The organism is Pseudoxanthomonas sp. CF385 (assembly GCF_900104255.1).
Taxonomy (GTDB): domain Bacteria; phylum Pseudomonadota; class Gammaproteobacteria; order Xanthomonadales; family Xanthomonadaceae; genus Pseudoxanthomonas_A.
The window spans coordinates 858,006-874,792 of the sequence record NZ_FNKZ01000002.1; the positions used below are offsets into that span (position 1 = coordinate 858,006).

A 16,787-nucleotide genomic window follows, 5' to 3' on the forward strand; every position below is an offset into this window, starting at 1 on the left:
CCATGCTGATCCCGCCGCCCCTCTCGCTCTACGTGCACATGCCGTGGTGCGTGCGCAAATGTCCGTACTGCGATTTCAATTCGCACCAGGGCAAGGGCGAACTGCCGTTCGACGCCTACATCGATGCGCTGCTGCGCGACCTCGACCACGACCTGCCGCTGGTCTGGGGTCGCACCGTGCACAGCGTGTTCTTCGGCGGCGGCACGCCCAGCCTGTTCCCACCGGAGGCGATCGACCGCTTCCTGCAGGGCGCGAGCAGCCGGCTGCGCTTCGCACCGGGGCTGGAAGTGACCCTGGAGACCAATCCGGGCACCACCGAGCACGGGCGCTTCGAGAGCTACCGCGCCGCCGGCGTCAACCGGATCAGCTTCGGCATCCAGAGCTTCGACGACGCCAGCCTGCAGAAACTGGGACGCATCCACGACAGCCGCGAGGCCGAGCACGCGGTGAAGCTCGCGCAGGACGCGGGCCTGGACAACCTCAACCTCGACCTGATGTACGCCCTGCCCGGCCAGACCCTGGCGATGGCCGAGCACGACCTGCAGCGCGCCTTCGCCCTGCAGCCGGCGCATATCTCGCACTACCAGCTCACCCTGGAGCCCAACACCGTCTTCTTCGCCAAGCCCCCCCAGGGCATTCCCGATGACGACCACGCCTGGGACATGCAGGAGCATTGCCAGGCGCTGCTGGCCGACGCCGGTTACCGGCACTACGAAGTCAGTGCCTACGCCCGCCCGGAACGCCGCTGCGCGCACAACCTCAACTACTGGCGTTACGGCGATTACATCGGGATCGGGGCCGGCGCGCACGGCAAGATCACCGTCGGTGCGACGCAGCAGATCCTGCGCCGATGGAAGGTCAAGCATCCTGCCGCCTACCTCGCGGCCGCCGGTACGCCGGCCGCCATCGGCGGGGACGACGACATCACGCCCGAGCGCCGGCCCTTCGAGTTCATGCTCAATGCGCTGCGCCTGCAGGACGGTTTCGCCCTGGCCAATTTCGAAGCCACCACCGGCCTCGGCCGCGGCGCGATCGCCGACGCCTTGGCACGGGCATTGCAGCAGGGGTGGGTGACCCTGTCCGACACCCATGTCCACCCGACGGCACTCGGCCGCCGCTTCACCAACGATGTGATCGAACTCTTCCTCGACGCGTGACGGCGGCGCCCGGGACCGGGCGATGGATGGATGCGCGGGCTGTACGGGGTGTGATAATGATGGCGCCACAGGGGAGCCCGCCGCACCGATGACCGCGACACGACCGCCTTCGCCCGCCGCTGCGCCGACCACGATCGCGTCGGCCGCGCTGCCCCTGCGCGTGCGACGCGTGCTGCAGAACCTGTTCGACCACGTCTCCACCGACTTCATCACCGCACTCAACGCGATGCTGGTGGAGTTCGAGCAGCAGTTGTTCAAGCAGGCCGACCAGGCCCGCAGCAACCACCTGCAGGCGCAGGTCTTCGTCGACCTGCGTGCGCTGCAGAAGCACCGCACCGAGCTGGCGCCGCACTACATGTTCGGCCTGGAGGCCGAGCTGGCCTCGATCCGCGCACCGCGCGCGGCGGGCGACGCACCGGCGGCCGCGCGCCTGGACTACCAGACGCTGACCCTCGTCGAAGACGCGGTGATGGACCAGGAGATCGTGCTGCGCGAAGTCGCGCGCCGGCACGAGCAGCGCGGCAATGCGCAGATCCTCATGTTGGGCCAGCGCTTCGGCGTGCTCGCCGGGCAGCCCGCCTATGAAGCGGAAACGCTGCCGCTGGGCCCGAACCGCCTCTGCCATGTGCTGAAGGAAGCGGCCGCCTGCCTGGACCTGTCGCTGGACGCGCAACTCGTGCTGTACCGCACCTTCGACCAGAAGGTCATGCTGAATTACAGCGAGTGGGCCGGCACGGTGAACCAGTTCCTCTCGCGCGAAGGCATCCTGCCCGGGCTGGTGTACACCCCGCGGCGGGTACGCGCGCACGACACCATCCGTCGGCACCCGCGCGACGAGGGGGATGGCTCGGCCCGGCCGATGACCGGCTGGAACGGCCAGGGCACCACGTCGCACTGGGCCACGCTCACCCCCGAACAGCTGCAGGCGGTCGCCGGCGCGCTCGTGGGCGGCAGCGCGCCGGATCCCGGCGGCGGCACGCCACCCCCGCTTCCGCCGCGCGATGCCGCGGCCCCGGCCGCCACCGACGATGCCGCCGGCTCGTTCGAAGTCCTGCAGAAACTCCTGGCCATCCGCCGCGGCGGCCTCCAGGCCGATGCACAGGCCCTGGCCGATGGCGTGGGCGTTCCCGGTGCGCCTGGCGCGCTGGCGCAGGGACCGGCGGACGCCGCTGCGGGCGCGGCCGGTACCGGCGGCGGACGCCACGGTGCAGCGGCCGGCGGAAACGCACCGGCGACACCGCGCCTGCTGCCCACGCCCGATGTCCTCAGCGCACTGCAGGGCCTGCAGTCCGCGCCCCTGCCGGCCCGCACGCCCGAACAGCCGCGACGTACCGTGCAGGACCTGCAGCAGGCCATGCTCGCCGCCGCACGCGCACAACACGGACCGAATGCCGCGCTCGCCAGCGCGGATTCGGACACGTTCGAACTGCTGGACCTGCTCTACAACGAGATCGAACGCGAGGTGCAGCACGATGCCCCGGCGGCCGACATGCTCGTCCGCCTGCAGGTCCCCGTCGTCCAGGCCGCCTTGCGTGACCGCAACTTCTTCCTGCGCGCGCAGCATCCCGCCCGCGACCTGCTCAACACCGTGGCCGAGTCCGGCGCCACCTGGCTGGGCGAGGACGACGTGGATCCGCAACTGGTGCAGAAACTGCACCAGGCCGTCGAGACGGTGGTGGAGAAGTACGAAGGCGACGAAGCCGTCTTCGAAGACGCGCATCGCGACGTGCAGCAGCACCTGCAGGCGGCCGTCCGCAAGGCGGAGCTGGCCGAGCGTCGCCAGATCGAAGCCGCGCGCGGCAAGGACCGGCTGGAGGTCGCCAAGCAGCGCGCCGCCGAGACCATCGAGTCGGCGATGGCCGATGCCAAGCCGCAGAAATTCGTGCAGGCCCTGCTCAGCCAGGCCTGGGCCGACGTGCTCACGCTTACCCAGCTGCGCAACGGCGAGTCCTCCAGCGAGTGGGCCGAACAGTTGCAGACCACGCTGGAGATCGTCGCCGCCACCACCACCGCGCAGGGCGCCAGTCCCGAGCTGGCCGGCAAGGTGGAGAAGTCGCTGGTCCAGGTGGGCTACCACGAGGACGAAGCGGCCGCGATCGCGCGCCGCCTCTCCAGCGCGGAGGAAGACGAGACCACCTCGCGTACCGAACTGACCGCGCGGCTCAAGGCGCGCGCGCGCTTGGGCGGGCAGAACGAGGTCAAGAAGAAGCCGACGCAGCCGCGCACGCCGCAGGAACAGGAGTGCTACGACTACCTGCGCACGCTGCCGTTCGGCACCTGGTTCGAGTTCACCCGCAACCAGCAGGGCGATGTGCAGCGGCAGCGCCTGTCCTGGTTCAGTCCGGTCACCGGCAATGCGCTGTTCGTCAACCAGCGCGGCCAGCGCGTGGGCGAGCACTCGCTGGACACGCTGGCGCACCTGATGGCGAAGGGTCAGGCGCAGGTGGTCACCGAGGACCGCGGCCGCCTGATCGACCGTGCCTGGAACGCCACGCTCAATGCGCTGCGCAGCCTGACCGGCCGTCGCGGCGAAGCCGAACCCGCAGGAGGCGCCGCATGATGCGCGAATTCCGTCGCGCCCGCCGGCGCAACGTGCCCAAGCCCGTGGCCGTGTTCGACCTGATGACCGAACAGGTCATCGGCCGCCTCGGCAACCTGTCCGAGTCGGGCATGCTGCTGGTGGCCACCGAACCGGTGACCGAGGACGCGCTGTACCAGCTGCGCTTCCATCTGCGCGACGACCGGGGGCAGGACGTACCGATCGACGTCGGCGCGCACCTGCTGTGGTCCGCGCCGGCCAATACGCCCGGCCAGGCCTTCGCCGGCCTGCGCTTCCTGACCATCGACCGCGAACCGCTGGAGCGCCTGCGCCAGTGGGTCAACGCCGGGCCCGAAGCCGAATAGGGCGCGGGCCACGGCCTGTGCGGGCCGGATGCGGCAAAATGGCGGTTCTTCCGCAAGAGCCGCCGCCATGAATGCCCCCGCCGATCTCGCCGCCCGCCTCGTCCCGCTCTACGCCGACCACCTGGCGGCGATGAAGCGCCGCGCCGATGAGGCGCTGGCGCGTGGCGGTTTCGATCACCTGGTGGTACCCAGCGGCACGCAACACTGGCAGGTGTTCGACGACCGCGATTACCCGTACGCGGTCAACCCGCAGTTCAAGGCCTGGCTGCCGCTGACGCGCGTGCCCTACAGCTGGCTGGTGTACACGCCGGGCGAACGGCCGAAGGTGATCTTCTACCAGCCCTTCGACTACTGGCACGTGGTGCCGGATGCGCCCAGTGGCTGGTGGGTCGACCACTTCGACATCCACATCATCCGCAAGCCCGACGAGGCGCTCGCCCTGCTGCCGCCCGCCGCGCGCAGCGCTATCCTCGGCGAACCGCAGAGTGCGCTGGGTGGCCACGCGCCGAACAATCCCGAAACGGTCATCCAGTACCTGGAATACCAGCGCTCCTACAAGACGCCGTACGAAATCGCATTGATGCGGCAGGCGCAGCGACTGGCCGTGCGCGGCCATCGCGCCGCGGAAGCGGCGTTCCGCGCGGGCCAGAGCGAGTTCGGCATCCACATGGCCTACTGCGCGGCGGTCGGCCAGGACGCCAACGACCTGCCGTACGGCAACATCATCGGGATCAACGAACATGCTGCCGTCCTCCATTACATGGAACTGCAGCGCGTCGCGCCCGACCCGCTGCGCAGTTTCCTGATCGACGCCGGCGCGAGCTTCCACGGCTACGCCAGCGACATCACCCGCAGCTACGCCTACGACACCGGCAGCGAGTTCCAGGCGATGATCGACGCGGTGGATGCCGCGCAGCAGGCGATGTGCGCCGGCGTGCGCAGCGGCGTCGACTACAAGCAGTTGCACGTCGATGCGCACCTCACCCTGATGGGCATCCTGAAGGACTTCGGCGTGATCACCGTCTCGCCGGAGGCCGCGGTCGCCACCGGCGTCAGCGCGGCGTTCTTCCCGCACGGCCTGGGCCACCCGATCGGCCTTCAGGTGCACGACGTGGCGGGCTTCGCGGCCAGCGACCGTGGCGGCCGCATCGAGCGCCCCGCCGGCCATCCCTACCTGCGCATGACCCGCATGCTGGAACCGGACATGGTCGTCACCATCGAACCCGGCCTGTACTTCATCGACATGCTGTTGGACGAGGTGAAGAAGAACGGCCACGCCGCCAGTATCGACTGGACCCGCGTCGAAGCGTTCCGCCCCTACGGCGGCATCCGCATCGAGGACGAAGTACTGTGCACGGAGGGCGATGCCGACAACCTGACGCGCCCGGCGTTCGCGGAGTCGCGCTGACGCAGCCCTGCGATGGCCAACCCGATCACCCTGCCGGGTGTCTTCACGGCGGCGGGAATGCCTTCACTGGCGACGATGCCGACGGACTGACACACTCGCGCCTCGGCACGTATGGCACTTCGTCATGACACCCGGAGGTCCAGCATGAAACGCGTCACCGGCATCGGCGGCATCTTCTTCAAATCGGCGGACCCCAAGGCGCTGAGCGCGTGGTATCGCGACCATCTCGGCCTGGACACCTCGGAATGGGGCGGCGCGATCTTCCCGTGGGGCGGCGAAGGCAGTCCTTCCGGCATGACGATCTGGAGCCCGTTCAAGCAGGACACCACCTACATGGCGCCCAGCACCGCGAGCTTCATGATCAACTTCCGCGTGGCCGACCTGGATGCGCTGCTCGCCGTGTTGCGCGCAGAGGGCTGCAACGTGGTCGGCGACCCGCAGGTGTCGGAACAGGGCAAGTTCGGCTGGGTGCTCGATCCGGAAGACAACAAGGTCGAACTGTGGGAACCCCCCGCGGGGCAGTAGACCGGCGCGACGAGAGGAGCAGGCATGCCATTGGGTGACATCGCGGGCGAAGCGTTGGGTGGCGTGTTCCGCTTTATCGCGCGGATGGTGTTCGAGATCGTCGTCGAGATTGTCCTGCATGGCACGGGTGTCCTGATCCTGCGCATGTTGCGTCCAAAGCACGAACCTGGCGAGACCGCCGCCGTATTGACTGGCCTGGTGTTCTGGATCGCGATGGTCGCCCTGGGTGTATGGATCTATCGTGCGACCGGATGACGTGGACGCTCTGCCCCTGATCCCCCGCGTGGGGCCGGCGACACTCAGGTCGCCCACTGTCTCTGCACCTCCCTCCTCCGACGGAGCCTTTCGAACATGTCCCAATCAGATTATTTGTTGATCTCCCGCGGCCAGTGGGACGAGAGCGCGTCACCGCAGGACGTGCAGGACGCCATCGACCGCTTCTACGGGTGGTACGAACGCGGCCTGGCCGAGGGCGTGCTGAAGCCGGGCAGCCGGCTGGAGCAGCGCGGCAAGCGCGTCACCCGCGACGGCATCACCGACGGACCGTTCGCCGAGGCGAAGGAACTGGTGGGCGGCTACTGGTTCATCGTGGCGGACTCGCTGGACGCCGCCGCGCGGATCGCCGCGCAGAATCCGTGCCTCGCCTTCGGTCTTGAGCTGGAGATCCGGCCACTCGAAGCCGCACGTGCCCGTGCCGAAGACGTGACCAATGAAACGCCGGCGGCCTGGCGCGTCAGCGGCGCCTGATCCGCGCCCATGACGACGACGCACGCCACGCTGGAGGGCGGTTGCCATTGCGGCGCGATCGCCCTCGCGTTTTCCACGGCGTTGGTGCCGGCGAACACGGCGCCGCGCGCCTGCGATTGCAGCTTCTGTCGCGCACACGGTGCGGCGTGGGTGTCGGATGCCGACGCGCGCCTGTCGATCCACGCGCATCGCCCGGACCGGCTGCACCGCTACCGGCAGGGTTCGCTGGCCGCGCAGTTCCTGCTGTGCGCCGACTGCGGTGTGCTGGTCGCCGTGGTGTTCGAAGAGGGCGACCGCACGTACGCGGCCGTGAATGCATGTTGCCTGGCCGCGCGCGACGCCTTCGCGCCGGTCGTGCCTGCGTCGCCACAGACCTTGGCGCCGGAAGAGAAGACGGCGCGCTGGCGACAGCTGTGGATCTCTGACGTGCGATGGACCTGATCTGATCCGCAGCTGCCCGCACCCACGGCGGGCTCAGCCCGCGGCCATCGCCGCTTCGATCTCGTCGGCGCTGCGCGCCAGCGCATCGGTCAGCACGACCGGGGCGTCGGCGGTGACCAGCACGTCGTCCTCGGTGCGGATGCCGATGCCGCGCCACTTCGCATCCACCGTGGTGTCGTCATGGGAGACGTACAGGCCGGGCTCGATGGTGAACACCATGCCCGGTTCCAGCAGGCGCGATTCGCCGTCGATGCGGTAGTCGCCCACGTCGTGCACGTCCAGGCCAAGCCAGTGGCCGGTCTTGTGCCGGTAGAAGCGACGGTAGGTGCCCTCGGCGAGGTTCTTTTCCAGTTTGCCTTTCAGCAGGCCCAGCTTGAGCAGGCCTTCGGTCAGGGTCTCGACGGCGGCCACGTGGCCGGCCTCGTACGGAACGCCCACGCGCGCGCAGTCCAGCGCGGCGCGCTGCGCCCGGCCGACGAGGTCGTGCAGGGCGCGCTGCGAAGGCGTGAAGCGGCCGTTGACCGGTAGGGTCCGGGTGATGTCCGCGGCATAACCGCGGTACTCGGCCCCGGCATCGATGAGCACCAGGTCGCCGTCGCGCGCCTGAGCGGTGTTGTCGCGGTAGTGCAGCACGCAGGCGTTGTGGCCGGCGCCGACGATGCTGTTGTAGGCGGGCCAGGCATCGTTGGCACGGAACTCGCGCTCCAGGTCCGCCTGCAGTTCGTATTCGCGGATGCCGGGGCGCGCGGCGCGCATCGCGGCCTGGTGCGCCCGTACGCTGATGTCGGCGGCGCGCTGCATCAGCTTGATCTCGTCCTTCGACTTGAACAGGCGCAGGTCGTGCAGCAGGTGGCCCAGTTCGAGGAACTCGTGCGGCGGCTGCGCGCCCTGGCGCACCTGCGCGCGCACGTGGCGCACCCAGCCGATCAGCTTGAGGTCGAAGTCGGCGTCACGGCCGAAGTGGTAGTACACCCGCGAGCGGCCTTCCAGCAGCCCGGGCAGGATTTCGTCGAGATCGGCGATGGGATAGGCATCGTCCATCCCGTAGTCGTTGACGGCGCCGTCCTGGCCGGCGCGCGGACCGTCCCAGCCCTCGCGCTCGGGATCGCGCTCGCGGCAGAACAGGATCGTTTCGCCGTGCTTGCGCCCCGGCACCAGCACCAGCACGGCTTCGGGCTCGGGGAAGCCGGACAGATACCAGAAATCGGAGTCCTGCCGGTACGGATAGTGGGTGTCGTGGCTGCGGATACGCTCTGTCGCGGCGGGCAGCACCAGGATGGCGTCGTTGCCGGCCATCCGCATCAGCTGCCGGCGCCGGCGGGCGAACTCCGCCGCGCTGATGCCGGTCAGCGCCTTCATCAGTTCAGGCTCCGGCGATGCCGGGGCCCGAGCACGCAGTCGCCATGCAGCAGCAGGGCCGCGACGCGGACGAACTCTTCCAGTTCGGCCAGCGCGTCCTCGTCCTCTTCGTCCTCGCTGCTCTCTGCCGACGCCTTGGCGAGGCGGGCCAGGTCCTGCAACGCCTCCTGGCCTTCCTCCGACAACGACGGCGCAGCGCCGGCGGCGAGACCGAACGCGCCGAGGAACCCACGGCACCACGAGAACAGCGCTTCGGCACGCTCGTCCAACGGACGGTCGGCGGTGGGCAGCAGCAGGTCGAAGGAGAAGCCGCGATCCTCGAGCTGGACGACCGCGGCCTCGCGCAGCTGGTCCAGCACGCTGCCCGGCGCAGGCGCAGGCAGGGCGTCGTCGGCCAGCGCGCGGGCAAGCCACGTGCCGTCGGCGGCACCGCCACCGGCCAGCCAACCGCACAGTGCGCCGTGCAACTCGGAGGCGTCCGTCGCCAGTCCCAACTGGCGTGAAGCCGCGTCGACGGCGGCGATATCGGGTAGGTCGGGCATAGAAGAACGCAATCCGCTGCAGGTTTCGGACAACCCCTCGATTGTACCAACGAAAAGCCGCGCCCCGGCTTGTTGTGCGTGTGTACGCATGCCTACACTCCGTTATCGCCTTGGCCCGGACCGTCCGTCCACCCCCATGCTGCCTCTTCCTGTCGCTGCCCTCATCGCAACGGCCTCCCCGCTGTCGTCCCGGCCCGTGATCATGGTGCTGGCCGGCGCGGTCCTGGTGGGCGTGGTGGCGATCGGCACGCGGCGCTGGTGGCAGGGCTGGCTGGCGGAGCGGCAGGTACAGCCGGAACCCCCGCGCAGCGAATCGCTGCGCAACCGCGACGAACGCCTCAAGCTGGCGCTGTGGGCCTCGGGCGAGCAGTTCTGGGACTACGACCTGGTCCAGCGCCGGCTGTACCGCATGCGCGCGGACGAAACCGCGGTGCAGACATCCGACATCACGGTACTGACCCGGCAGGGCGAGGTCCCCACGATCCATGAGGAAGACCTGCCGCTGGTGATGGAACGCCTGCGCCTGCACCTGCAGGGCAAGGCGCCGATCTTCACGTCCGAACACCGCATGGACATGCTCGGCAACGGCACCTGGGTGTGGGTGCGCGCGCGCGGCCGGGTGGTGGAGCGCGATGCCGAAGGCCAGCCCGTGCGCATCGCGGGCACCGCGCGCGACATCACGGCCAGCCGCAACGCCGAGTACGAACACCGCATCGCCGGCGAAGTGATGCGCAGCATGAACGAGGCCGTCGCCGTGCTGGACTGGGCGCACCAGTTCATCACCATCAACCCGGCCTTCACCCGCATCACCGGGTATGCCGAGGACGAGATCATCGGCCAGCCGATGACCATGCTGGACAGCGACCAGCACGAGGACGCCTTCTTCGAGCGGATGAACCGCGAACTGCGCCTGACCGGCCGCTGGTCCGGCGAGGTGTGGAAGGTGCGCAAGGATGGCGAGGAGATCCTCTGCCGCATCGAGACCAATGTGGTGCCCGACGTCAGCGGCGAGCGCCCGCTGTACGTGCAGGTCCTCACCGACATCACCGAACAGAAGCGCGCCGAGCAGGAACTGCGCTACCTGGCCAACTACGACACGCTGACCAGCCTGCCCAACCGCTCGCTGCTCTCCGAGCGGCTGTCGCGTGCCATCGTGCGGGCGCGCCGCGAACACGGCCACGTGGCGGTGCTGTTCATCGACCTGGACCGCTTCAAGGACATCAACGATTCGCTCGGCCACGCGACCGGCGACCGGATCCTGCGCGCGGCCGCTGCGCGCGTGCAGCAGACCGTCGGTACCCAGCACACCGTCGCCCGCCTGAGCGGCGACGAGTTCACGGTGGTGCTGGAGGACATCAACGGCCTGCCCGATGCGGAGGACGTGGCGCAGCGTCTCATCCACGCCTTCCGCACGCCGCTGAACTTCGGCGAACGGCTGGAGCTGGCGGTCTCGCCCTCGATCGGCATCAGCCTGTATCCCGAGCACGCGCAGGTCCCGACCGAACTGCTCAAGCACGCCGACACGGCGATGTACCAGGCCAAGGCGATGGGCCGGCACACCTACGAGGTGTATTCGGAGACGATGGACGAGAAGAACCGCCATCGCGCCATCCTCGCCAGCGCGCTGCGCCGCGCGATCGACCGCAACGAGCTGTCGCTGGTGTTCCAGCCGCGCCTGTCCATCTCCCGCCAGCGCATCACCGGGGTGGAAGCGTTGCTGCGCTGGGACAGCCGCGAGTTCGGCATGGTCTCGCCGGCGCAGTTCATTCCGCTGGCCGAAGAATCCGGGATGATCCTGGAACTCGGTGCCTGGGCGCTGCGCGAAGCCTGCCTGACGCTGCGCAGCTGGCACGACGCCGGGCTGGAGGAACTGTCGGTGGCGGTGAACGTATCGGCCACCCAGCTCCAGCGCGGCGACCTGCAGGCCGTGGTCGCGCGCACGCTGCAGGAAACCGGCATCCCCGCCAACCGGCTGGAACTGGAGTTGACCGAAAGCGTCATCATGGCCAACCCCGAGCAGAACGCAGATACGCTGCGCGCCTGCCGGCGCCTCGGCATCTCGCTGGCGATCGACGACTTCGGCACCGGCTATTCGTCGCTGGCCTACCTCAAGCGCCTCCCGCTGACCACGCTGAAGATCGACCGCGAGTTCATCGGCGACCTGACCCACGACAGCGACGACGAAGCCATCACCAGCACCATCATCACCATGGGCCAGTCGCTGGCGCTGAAGGTGGTCGCCGAAGGCGTGGAGACGTGGGACCAGTACGAGTTCCTGCGCAGCCACGGCTGCGACGAGGTGCAGGGCCACTGGGTGGCGCAGGCGCTCAGCCCGGACCAGTGCCTGCGGTTCATCCGCGAGTACTACCCCGGCTCCGGCATCCGCGTCGCTTCCTGAACATCCCGCCGCGACGGGTGTCGCCGCCGCCGACCGGGCGCCCTTGACCGCCCGCCGAGCGCATGCCTATCGTGGCCGCCATGGACAACGCCGACCTGCTCGACCAGCTACGCGCGCTCAGCGCGCGCATCCAGGACCTGGCGGACCGCTGCCATCGGCTGTCCGACGAGAACCGCAGCCTGCGCCAGCAGCAGGAACAGCTGGTGGGCGAACGCTCGCAGCTGCTGGCCAAGAACGAACAGGCGCGTTCGCGGGTCGAAGCGATGATCAGCCGCCTGAAATCCCTGGAGCAGCACACGTGAGCGCCACCGAGCCCGTCAGCGTCCACATCCTCGACCGCGAGTACACCGTCGGCGTATCGCCCGACGAACGCTCCGGCCTGATGGCGGCCGCCAAGTTGCTCGACAGCCGCATGCGCGAAGTACGCGGCAGCAACCGCATGGCGGCGGTGGATCGCGTGGCCGTGCTGGCCGCGCTCAATCTGGCACACGAATTGCAGCAGCTGCGCGACGAGCAGCACGCGCGCAACCGCGACGTCGAACGCACGTTGCAGGACCTGCACCGCAAGCTCGACGCTGCGCTCGGTTCATCGTAACGCGCTGCGCACCACACCGACTGCGCACTGAATCCGCCGACGAACGGGCTAGGCAAGTTTTTTCAAGCCGCTATACTGGCTTCGCGTCCTCTGCTGTCCTCGACAGCGCACGCAAACATTCGCCTTGTCCCTTAATGACGACCACGGGATGGCGACGGTACCGGGAGTGCAGGTCTGCCTCGCAGCGGAAAGCCCGATGGTTCCCCAGCCTTCCCACTTGAACCCCGGGTTCAAGGTCGTTTCGTGAGCATCGTTGATGGCGGAGGACGTATTTTTCCCGCGGCAGCGGCATCAGCCGCGACCCGGCCGGTCCTGTTGCACCCGCCCTTGAGCGGGATGACTTCGAAATGAAGCCGATTGCACCGGGGACCCGACGCCCAGGGCCGTGACTGACGCCGCTCCCGCGGTCCCACCCCGGCAACGCCGGGGCCGCATGCCGTAAAATTCGCGCATGCCCTTCCGCCCTATCCCACGACCATGACGGCACAGCGCGACGCGCTGCGCCGCGAACTGCGCGCACGCCGCCGGGCCCTGTCCGCCGCCGAGCGCATCGCCGGGGCCGACGCACTCGCCACGCGCCTGCTCGCACTGCCGTTCGCGCCCGAACGCGGCTACGTGGCGGGTTACTGGGCGATGGACGGCGAGATCGGCCTGCACAGCTGGCAGCTGCGGCTGTCGAAAGACGTGATCTATTGCCTGCCGGTGCTGGCCGACGACGAAACCCTGCGTTTCGCCCCCTGGCGTCCCGGCGACGAACTGGTGACCAACCGCTACGGCATCCCCGAGCCCGACATCGATCCGCGCAGCGGCCTGCGCGCCGACGAGATGGCCTTGATCGCCGTGCCGCTGGTGGGTTTCGACGACGCCGGCCATCGCCTCGGCATGGGCGGCGGCTGGTACGACCGCACGCTGGCCGCGCGCCTGCGGCAGCCCGCGCCGCCGTGGCTGGTCGGCGTGGGCTTCGAGGCGCAACGCGTGGCCTCGGTCGACGCCCAGGCCTGGGACGTACCGCTGGATGCGATCTGCACCGAGCGCGCGACCCTGACCCCTTCTCCCGTTTCGCCGGAAACTCCGCGATGACCGCACGCAAGCGCTACTGGCTGATGAAGTCCGAGCCGGACACCTTCTCGATCGACAATCTCAGGAAGGTCGGCACGGAGCCGTGGAACGGCGTGCGCAACTACCAGGCACGCAACTTCATGCGCGGCATGCAGGTCGGCGACGGCGTGCTGTTCTACCACTCCAACTGCAAGGAACCCGGCATCGTCGGCACCGCCACCGTGGCCACCGCGGCGTACCCGGACGACACCCAGTTCAACCCCAAGTCCGACTACTACGACCCGAAGAGCACGCGCGAAGACCCGCGCTGGTCGCTGGTGGACGTGAAGTTCGAGCGCAAGCTCGCGCGCACGATCACCCTGGACGAAATCAAGCAGCACGCCGATGCGCTGGGCGACGGCTTCGCGCTGACCCAGCGCGGCAATCGCCTGTCGGTGCTGCCGGTCACCGCCGCGCAGTGGAAGTTCCTGCTGGCGCTGGAATGACACCCCTTCTCCCTTCCTGATAGCGCATTTCCCATGAGCGAAGCAAAGCGCCTGGCCGGCGAAAAGGCCATCGAGTTCGTCGAGGACGGCATGATCGTCGGCGTGGGCACGGGCTCCACCGTCGCCTTCTTCATCGACGCGCTGGGACGGGTCAAGGACCGCATCAAGGGTGCGGTCTCCAGCTCCGAGCAGAGCACCGCGCGGCTGAAGCAGCACGGCATCGAGGTGCTGGACCTCAACCACACCGGCACGCTGTCGCTGTACGTGGACGGCGCCGACGAATGCGACCCGCACAAGCGCCTGATCAAGGGTGGCGGCGCCGCACTCACGCGCGAGAAGATCATCGCCGAGGCGAGCAAGCAGTTCGTCTGCATCGTCGACCCGAGCAAGCAGGTGCCGGTGCTGGGCAGGTTCCCGCTGCCGGTGGAAGTCATCCCGATGGCACGCAGCCTGGTCGCGCGCGAGATCCTCGCGCTCACCGGCGGCCAGCCGGTCTGGCGCGACGGCACCGTGACCGACAACGGCAACCTGATCCTGGACATCCACAACCTGTCGATCACCGATCCGGTGGCGATGGAGCGCGAGATCAACCAGATCCCCGGCGTGGTCAGCGTCGGCCTGTTCGCCCGCCGCCCGGCGGACATCGTCATCGTCGGCGGCGAGCCGCCGGTCGTACTGAAGTGAACCGCAGCGCCTAGGCGCTGTCGGAGAGCGCCTTCACCAGCTCGCCCACCAGCTCGCGCTTCTTCGGCGGCAGCTGGAGGAAGGCCTCCACCACCTGCCGTTCGCGGCTGCCCGCACCCGCCGGCCAAGGCGGACGTGTTTCCGCCACGCGCGAACGCGCCGACACGCCGAACCGCAGCGCATGCGGCTCGACGCCGAGCAGATCGGCCATCACCTGCAGCTTGTCCTGTTCCGGCAGCGCACGTCCGCGGAGCCAGCGCGACACGGTTTGGAACGTGACAGAAGAGCCGCGGTATTTCGCGTTGAAAAGATGGAACAGGACAATGGGGCGCGGCTCGTAACCGGCCTGCTGCATCGCGTGCACGAGGCGTTGTGCGAATTTTTCTCGTTCGTCGGCCATGCCGGAAACTTACGCGCACAGGCACCGGCGCGCATCACTATCAAAGTTAATTGACGCGAACATTTTGTGTTCATATAGTCGATGAGAATGCGCTGTCGGCGATCGGCAGCGACACCGCCGCCGGCCATGCAAGGAACGCACGATGTCCGACTCACAACCCGAAACGCCGGACGCCGACGCGATCCCGGCCGAATCCGTCATCCATGGCGTCGACGACGCACCAAGCGCGCTGGAACAGGCGCTGCAGGCCTTGCAGGGCGGGCCCGCCCAGAGCCTGGCCGATCCCGGCATCACCCTGCTCACGCCGGCGCAGCTCGACCTGTTGTACGTGGGGGCGCGCATGCAGGCCGACCACTGCCAGGACGGGCTGCTGCTGTTGCTCGACCTGATGCACGGCGCGCAAGTCGGCGGGGCGATGCCGGATGGCGCACTGATGCAGCGCTTCGTCGCCCAGCTCCACACCCTGTGCCGCGACCAGCAGCGTTGGCATGCGCTGGCCGACAACGCCGCGTACTACCGCGACAATGCGCGGGTCGCGGGCCGTATCGCCAGTTGGGTGCGGGTGCAGCCGGCCGCCGAGGCGCCCGCGGGCTGACGCACCGCCGGGATGCGAACCGGTAGACTGGCGACTCCCGATCGCCGGAAGCCGCCATGCGCCGCCTGCCCCCCGTCCTGCTCGTCTCCGCCCTCCTGCTCAGCGGCTGCGCCAGCGGCGGCGAATGGGTGGAAATCGGCGGCAAGAGGTACACCGTCGAGATCGCCGACGACGATGCCGAACGCGCACGCGGGCTGATGTTCCGCGACACGCTGACGGACGGCACCGGCATGCTCTTCATCCACGAAGCCGAGGAGCCGCAGGCCTACTGGATGAAGAACACCCGGATCCCGCTGGACATCCTGTATTTCGACGACGGCCGCAAGCTCGTGACCCAACAGCGCAACGTGCCGCCCTGTTCCGCCGGCGACGCCTGCCCGTCCTACCCCAGCGACCAGCCGGCCCGCTTCGTGCTGGAACTGAATGCCGGCGAAGCCGAGCGCCTCAAGCTCCAGGACGGTGCGGAGCTGACGTTCGGGAAGGGCATTCCGCCCGTCCGCTGAGGCTTGATTCGCGGTGGGATTGGCCCCAGTCTGTCGGCATGGGGGATCGACTGACATTGCCGGAATGGAATGCGTTGGCCGGCCAGCCGGATGAAACGGTGCCGCTGCTGGAAACCGCGCTGCTGATCGCGCGCGACGAATATCCGGACCTGGATCCCGACCTCTACGACACGCTGGTCCAGAGCCACGCCGAGCACCTGCGCCACGAGATCGCCATGATCGAGCCGTGGCCATTGAAGATGGCGGCCATCAACCGCCACCTGTTCGACGAACTGGGCTACACCGGCAACCACGACGAGTATTACGACCCGCGCAACAGCTACCTCAACGAGGTGTTCGAGCGCCGCCTGGGCAATCCGGTCTCGCTGGCGATGGTGCAGATGGAGGTCGCCCGCCGACTGGGCGTGCCGCTGGACGGCGTGTCCTTCCCTGGCCACTTCCTCGTGCGCCTGCCGGTGGACGACGGCCTGCTGGTGATGGATCCCTTCAACGGCGGCCGCCCGCTGGGCGTGGACGAACTGCGCGAACGCGCCAAGCCGCACCTGGGCGGCGACATCCCCGACGACGCCGCGCTGCTGCACATCCTCAACCCCGCCTCGCACCGCGCGATCCTCGTGCGCACGCTGCGCAACCTGCATGGCGTGTACGCCGAACGCGACGAATGGGACCGTGCCGCACGCTGCGCGGACCGCGTGCTCAAGCTCACGCCCGACCAACCCGACGCCCTGCGCGACCGCGGCCAGGCCTATCTGAAGATGGACTACCGCGCCGGCGCGCAACGCGACCTGGCGCGCTACCTGCACCTGTCGCCGGACGCGAAGGACGCCGCGGACCTGCGCGAACAGCTGGTGGAACTCAATGCGGTGCGCACGTCGCGGATGCATTGACCGCGAAGCGATTGCCGACGCTGGTGTAGGAGCGACGTAAGTCGCGACCGCAGAAGGTTTTCTCCATCGAACTGCGTTCGCGCGCGTGTCAAACCACC

At 68.7% G+C, this 16,787-nt stretch carries 21 protein-coding genes and 1 other RNA gene; 19 read left to right on the forward strand and 3 right to left on the reverse strand.

Annotated elements, in window-relative coordinates; translation table 11 throughout:
- Positions 1-2 precede the first annotated feature (2 nt).
- The 8 genes from hemW (at position 3) to BLT45_RS14280 (ending at position 7,182) form a co-directional block, all read left to right on the forward strand.
- A complete protein-coding gene (gene hemW / locus BLT45_RS14245) occupies positions 3-1,157 on the forward strand; it encodes a radical SAM family heme chaperone HemW (protein WP_093301286.1) in 1,155 nt (384 codons plus the stop codon).
- A gap of 88 nt (positions 1,158-1,245) precedes the next feature.
- Positions 1,246-3,717, forward strand: coding sequence for a DUF1631 domain-containing protein (locus BLT45_RS14250; RefSeq protein ID WP_093301289.1), 2,472 nt, complete (start codon positions 1,246-1,248; stop codon positions 3,715-3,717).
- On the forward strand, positions 3,714-4,061 hold the full coding sequence (locus BLT45_RS14255; protein WP_093301292.1) for a PilZ domain-containing protein: 348 nt from the start codon (positions 3,714-3,716) through the stop codon (positions 4,059-4,061). The genes BLT45_RS14250 and BLT45_RS14255 overlap by 4 nt, the downstream gene beginning before the upstream one ends.
- Positions 4,062-4,128: 67 nt before the next feature.
- A complete protein-coding gene (pepQ, locus tag BLT45_RS14260) occupies positions 4,129-5,469 on the forward strand; it encodes a Xaa-Pro dipeptidase (RefSeq protein WP_093301295.1) in 1,341 nt (446 codons plus the stop codon).
- 144 nt (positions 5,470-5,613) lie between these two features.
- Positions 5,614-5,994 (forward strand): VOC family protein, encoded by a 381-nt coding sequence (locus tag BLT45_RS14265; RefSeq protein WP_093301298.1) that lies wholly within the window; start codon positions 5,614-5,616, stop codon positions 5,992-5,994.
- A 24-nt stretch (positions 5,995-6,018) separates the two neighbouring features.
- Positions 6,019-6,249, forward strand: coding sequence for a hypothetical protein (locus BLT45_RS14270; RefSeq protein ID WP_139188024.1), 231 nt, complete (start codon positions 6,019-6,021; stop codon positions 6,247-6,249).
- Positions 6,250-6,345: 96 nt separating this feature from the next.
- Positions 6,346-6,741: a YciI family protein gene (locus tag BLT45_RS14275; RefSeq protein ID WP_093301304.1), complete on the forward strand. Its 396-nt coding sequence runs from the start codon at positions 6,346-6,348 to the stop codon at positions 6,739-6,741.
- A gap of 9 nt (positions 6,742-6,750) precedes the next feature.
- Complete coding sequence (locus BLT45_RS14280; protein WP_093301308.1) at positions 6,751-7,182, forward strand: GFA family protein; 432 nt, start codon at positions 6,751-6,753, stop codon at positions 7,180-7,182.
- A gap of 33 nt (positions 7,183-7,215) precedes the next feature.
- On the opposite strand, the gene BLT45_RS14285 is transcribed toward BLT45_RS14280, so the two are convergent.
- Both BLT45_RS14285 and BLT45_RS14290 read right to left on the reverse strand, forming a co-directional pair.
- Complete coding sequence (locus BLT45_RS14285; RefSeq protein ID WP_093301311.1) at positions 7,216-8,541, reverse strand: aminopeptidase P N-terminal domain-containing protein; 1,326 nt, start codon at positions 8,539-8,541, stop codon at positions 7,216-7,218.
- Positions 8,541-9,083, reverse strand: coding sequence for a UPF0149 family protein (locus tag BLT45_RS14290; RefSeq protein ID WP_093301314.1), 543 nt, complete (start codon positions 9,081-9,083; stop codon positions 8,541-8,543). Before BLT45_RS14290 ends, BLT45_RS14285 begins: the two co-directional genes overlap by 1 nt.
- 136 nt (positions 9,084-9,219) lie before the next feature.
- On the opposite strand from BLT45_RS14290, the gene BLT45_RS14295 reads away from it, so the two are divergent.
- From BLT45_RS14295 to rpiA, 7 genes are all read left to right on the forward strand, one after another.
- Entirely contained in the window at positions 9,220-11,481 is a 2,262-nt protein-coding gene (locus BLT45_RS14295; RefSeq protein ID WP_254771893.1) for a putative bifunctional diguanylate cyclase/phosphodiesterase, read from the forward strand.
- Positions 11,482-11,561: 80 nt separating this feature from the next.
- The gene (locus BLT45_RS14300) at positions 11,562-11,783 is read left to right on the forward strand and encodes a TIGR02449 family protein (RefSeq protein WP_093301317.1); all 222 of its coding nucleotides are present in this window, start codon (positions 11,562-11,564) and stop codon (positions 11,781-11,783) included.
- The gene (locus BLT45_RS14305; RefSeq protein WP_093301320.1) at positions 11,780-12,076 is read left to right on the forward strand and encodes a cell division protein ZapA; all 297 of its coding nucleotides are present in this window, start codon (positions 11,780-11,782) and stop codon (positions 12,074-12,076) included. The genes BLT45_RS14300 and BLT45_RS14305 overlap by 4 nt, the downstream gene beginning before the upstream one ends.
- A gap of 84 nt (positions 12,077-12,160) precedes the next feature.
- Positions 12,161-12,346: non-coding RNA, 6S RNA (gene ssrS / locus BLT45_RS14310), on the forward strand.
- Positions 12,347-12,553: 207 nt separating this feature from the next.
- On the forward strand, positions 12,554-13,156 hold the full coding sequence (locus tag BLT45_RS14315; protein ID WP_093301324.1) for a 5-formyltetrahydrofolate cyclo-ligase: 603 nt from the start codon (positions 12,554-12,556) through the stop codon (positions 13,154-13,156).
- Positions 13,153-13,620 carry an EVE domain-containing protein gene (locus BLT45_RS14320; protein WP_093301326.1) on the forward strand — a complete coding sequence of 156 codons (468 nt, stop codon included), beginning with the start codon at positions 13,153-13,155 and terminating at the stop codon, positions 13,618-13,620. Before BLT45_RS14315 ends, BLT45_RS14320 begins: the two co-directional genes overlap by 4 nt.
- Before the next feature lie 33 nt (positions 13,621-13,653).
- Positions 13,654-14,304, forward strand: coding sequence for a ribose-5-phosphate isomerase RpiA (rpiA, locus tag BLT45_RS14325; protein WP_093301329.1), 651 nt, complete (start codon positions 13,654-13,656; stop codon positions 14,302-14,304).
- A 10-nt stretch (positions 14,305-14,314) separates the two neighbouring features.
- Here the strand turns inward: rpiA and BLT45_RS14330 are convergent, their stop codons facing one another.
- On the reverse strand, positions 14,315-14,659 hold the full coding sequence (locus BLT45_RS14330; protein ID WP_256385850.1) for a helix-turn-helix domain-containing protein: 345 nt from the start codon (positions 14,657-14,659) through the stop codon (positions 14,315-14,317).
- Between BLT45_RS14330 and BLT45_RS18430 the strand changes: the two genes are divergently transcribed.
- From BLT45_RS18430 to BLT45_RS14345, 4 genes are all read left to right on the forward strand, one after another.
- The gene (locus tag BLT45_RS18430; RefSeq protein ID WP_217629571.1) at positions 14,615-14,758 is read left to right on the forward strand and encodes a hypothetical protein; all 144 of its coding nucleotides are present in this window, start codon (positions 14,615-14,617) and stop codon (positions 14,756-14,758) included. The genes BLT45_RS14330 and BLT45_RS18430 overlap by 45 nt on opposite strands.
- 88 nt (positions 14,759-14,846) lie before the next feature.
- Positions 14,847-15,299, forward strand: a complete 453-nt coding sequence (locus tag BLT45_RS14335; protein ID WP_093301332.1) for a hypothetical protein — start codon at positions 14,847-14,849, stop codon at positions 15,297-15,299.
- Between the two features lie 56 nt (positions 15,300-15,355).
- A complete protein-coding gene (locus tag BLT45_RS14340) occupies positions 15,356-15,802 on the forward strand; it encodes a DUF192 domain-containing protein (RefSeq protein WP_093301335.1) in 447 nt (148 codons plus the stop codon).
- Between the two features lie 38 nt (positions 15,803-15,840).
- Entirely contained in the window at positions 15,841-16,689 is an 849-nt protein-coding gene (locus tag BLT45_RS14345; protein WP_093301338.1) for a SirB1 family protein, read from the forward strand.
- Positions 16,690-16,787: the final 98 nt, after the last annotated feature.

Bases quoted from the DNA above. Each gene is read 5' to 3' on its own strand.
- BLT45_RS14315 (WP_093301324.1), top strand. From the start codon at position 12,554: ATGACGGCACAGCGCGACGCGCTGCGCCGCGAACTGCGCGCACGCCGC.
- BLT45_RS14335 (WP_093301332.1), top strand. From the start codon at position 14,847: ATGTCCGACTCACAACCCGAAACGCCGGACGCCGACGCGATCCCGGCC.
- BLT45_RS14280 (WP_093301308.1), top strand. From the start codon at position 6,751: ATGACGACGACGCACGCCACGCTGGAGGGCGGTTGCCATTGCGGCGCG.
- BLT45_RS14265 (WP_093301298.1), top strand. From the start codon at position 5,614: ATGAAACGCGTCACCGGCATCGGCGGCATCTTCTTCAAATCGGCGGAC.
- BLT45_RS14320 (WP_093301326.1), top strand. From the start codon at position 13,153: ATGACCGCACGCAAGCGCTACTGGCTGATGAAGTCCGAGCCGGACACC.
- BLT45_RS14275 (WP_093301304.1), top strand. From the start codon at position 6,346: ATGTCCCAATCAGATTATTTGTTGATCTCCCGCGGCCAGTGGGACGAG.
- BLT45_RS14300 (WP_093301317.1), top strand. From the start codon at position 11,562: ATGGACAACGCCGACCTGCTCGACCAGCTACGCGCGCTCAGCGCGCGC.
- BLT45_RS14345 (WP_093301338.1), top strand. From the start codon at position 15,841: ATGGGGGATCGACTGACATTGCCGGAATGGAATGCGTTGGCCGGCCAG.
- BLT45_RS14250 (WP_093301289.1), top strand. From the start codon at position 1,246: ATGACCGCGACACGACCGCCTTCGCCCGCCGCTGCGCCGACCACGATC.
- BLT45_RS14340 (WP_093301335.1), top strand. From the start codon at position 15,356: ATGCGCCGCCTGCCCCCCGTCCTGCTCGTCTCCGCCCTCCTGCTCAGC.
- BLT45_RS14330 (WP_256385850.1), bottom strand. From the start codon at position 14,659: ATGCAGCAGGCCGGTTACGAGCCGCGCCCCATTGTCCTGTTCCATCTT.
- rpiA (WP_093301329.1), top strand. From the start codon at position 13,654: ATGAGCGAAGCAAAGCGCCTGGCCGGCGAAAAGGCCATCGAGTTCGTC.
- BLT45_RS14270 (WP_139188024.1), top strand. From the start codon at position 6,019: ATGCCATTGGGTGACATCGCGGGCGAAGCGTTGGGTGGCGTGTTCCGC.
- BLT45_RS14290 (WP_093301314.1), bottom strand. From the start codon at position 9,083: ATGCCCGACCTACCCGATATCGCCGCCGTCGACGCGGCTTCACGCCAG.
- pepQ (WP_093301295.1), top strand. From the start codon at position 4,129: ATGAATGCCCCCGCCGATCTCGCCGCCCGCCTCGTCCCGCTCTACGCC.
- BLT45_RS14285 (WP_093301311.1), bottom strand. From the start codon at position 8,541: ATGAAGGCGCTGACCGGCATCAGCGCGGCGGAGTTCGCCCGCCGGCGC.
- BLT45_RS14295 (WP_254771893.1), top strand. From the start codon at position 9,220: ATGCTGCCTCTTCCTGTCGCTGCCCTCATCGCAACGGCCTCCCCGCTG.
- BLT45_RS14255 (WP_093301292.1), top strand. From the start codon at position 3,714: ATGATGCGCGAATTCCGTCGCGCCCGCCGGCGCAACGTGCCCAAGCCC.
- hemW (WP_093301286.1), top strand. From the start codon at position 3: ATGCTGATCCCGCCGCCCCTCTCGCTCTACGTGCACATGCCGTGGTGC.
- BLT45_RS18430 (WP_217629571.1), top strand. From the start codon at position 14,615: ATGGAACAGGACAATGGGGCGCGGCTCGTAACCGGCCTGCTGCATCGC.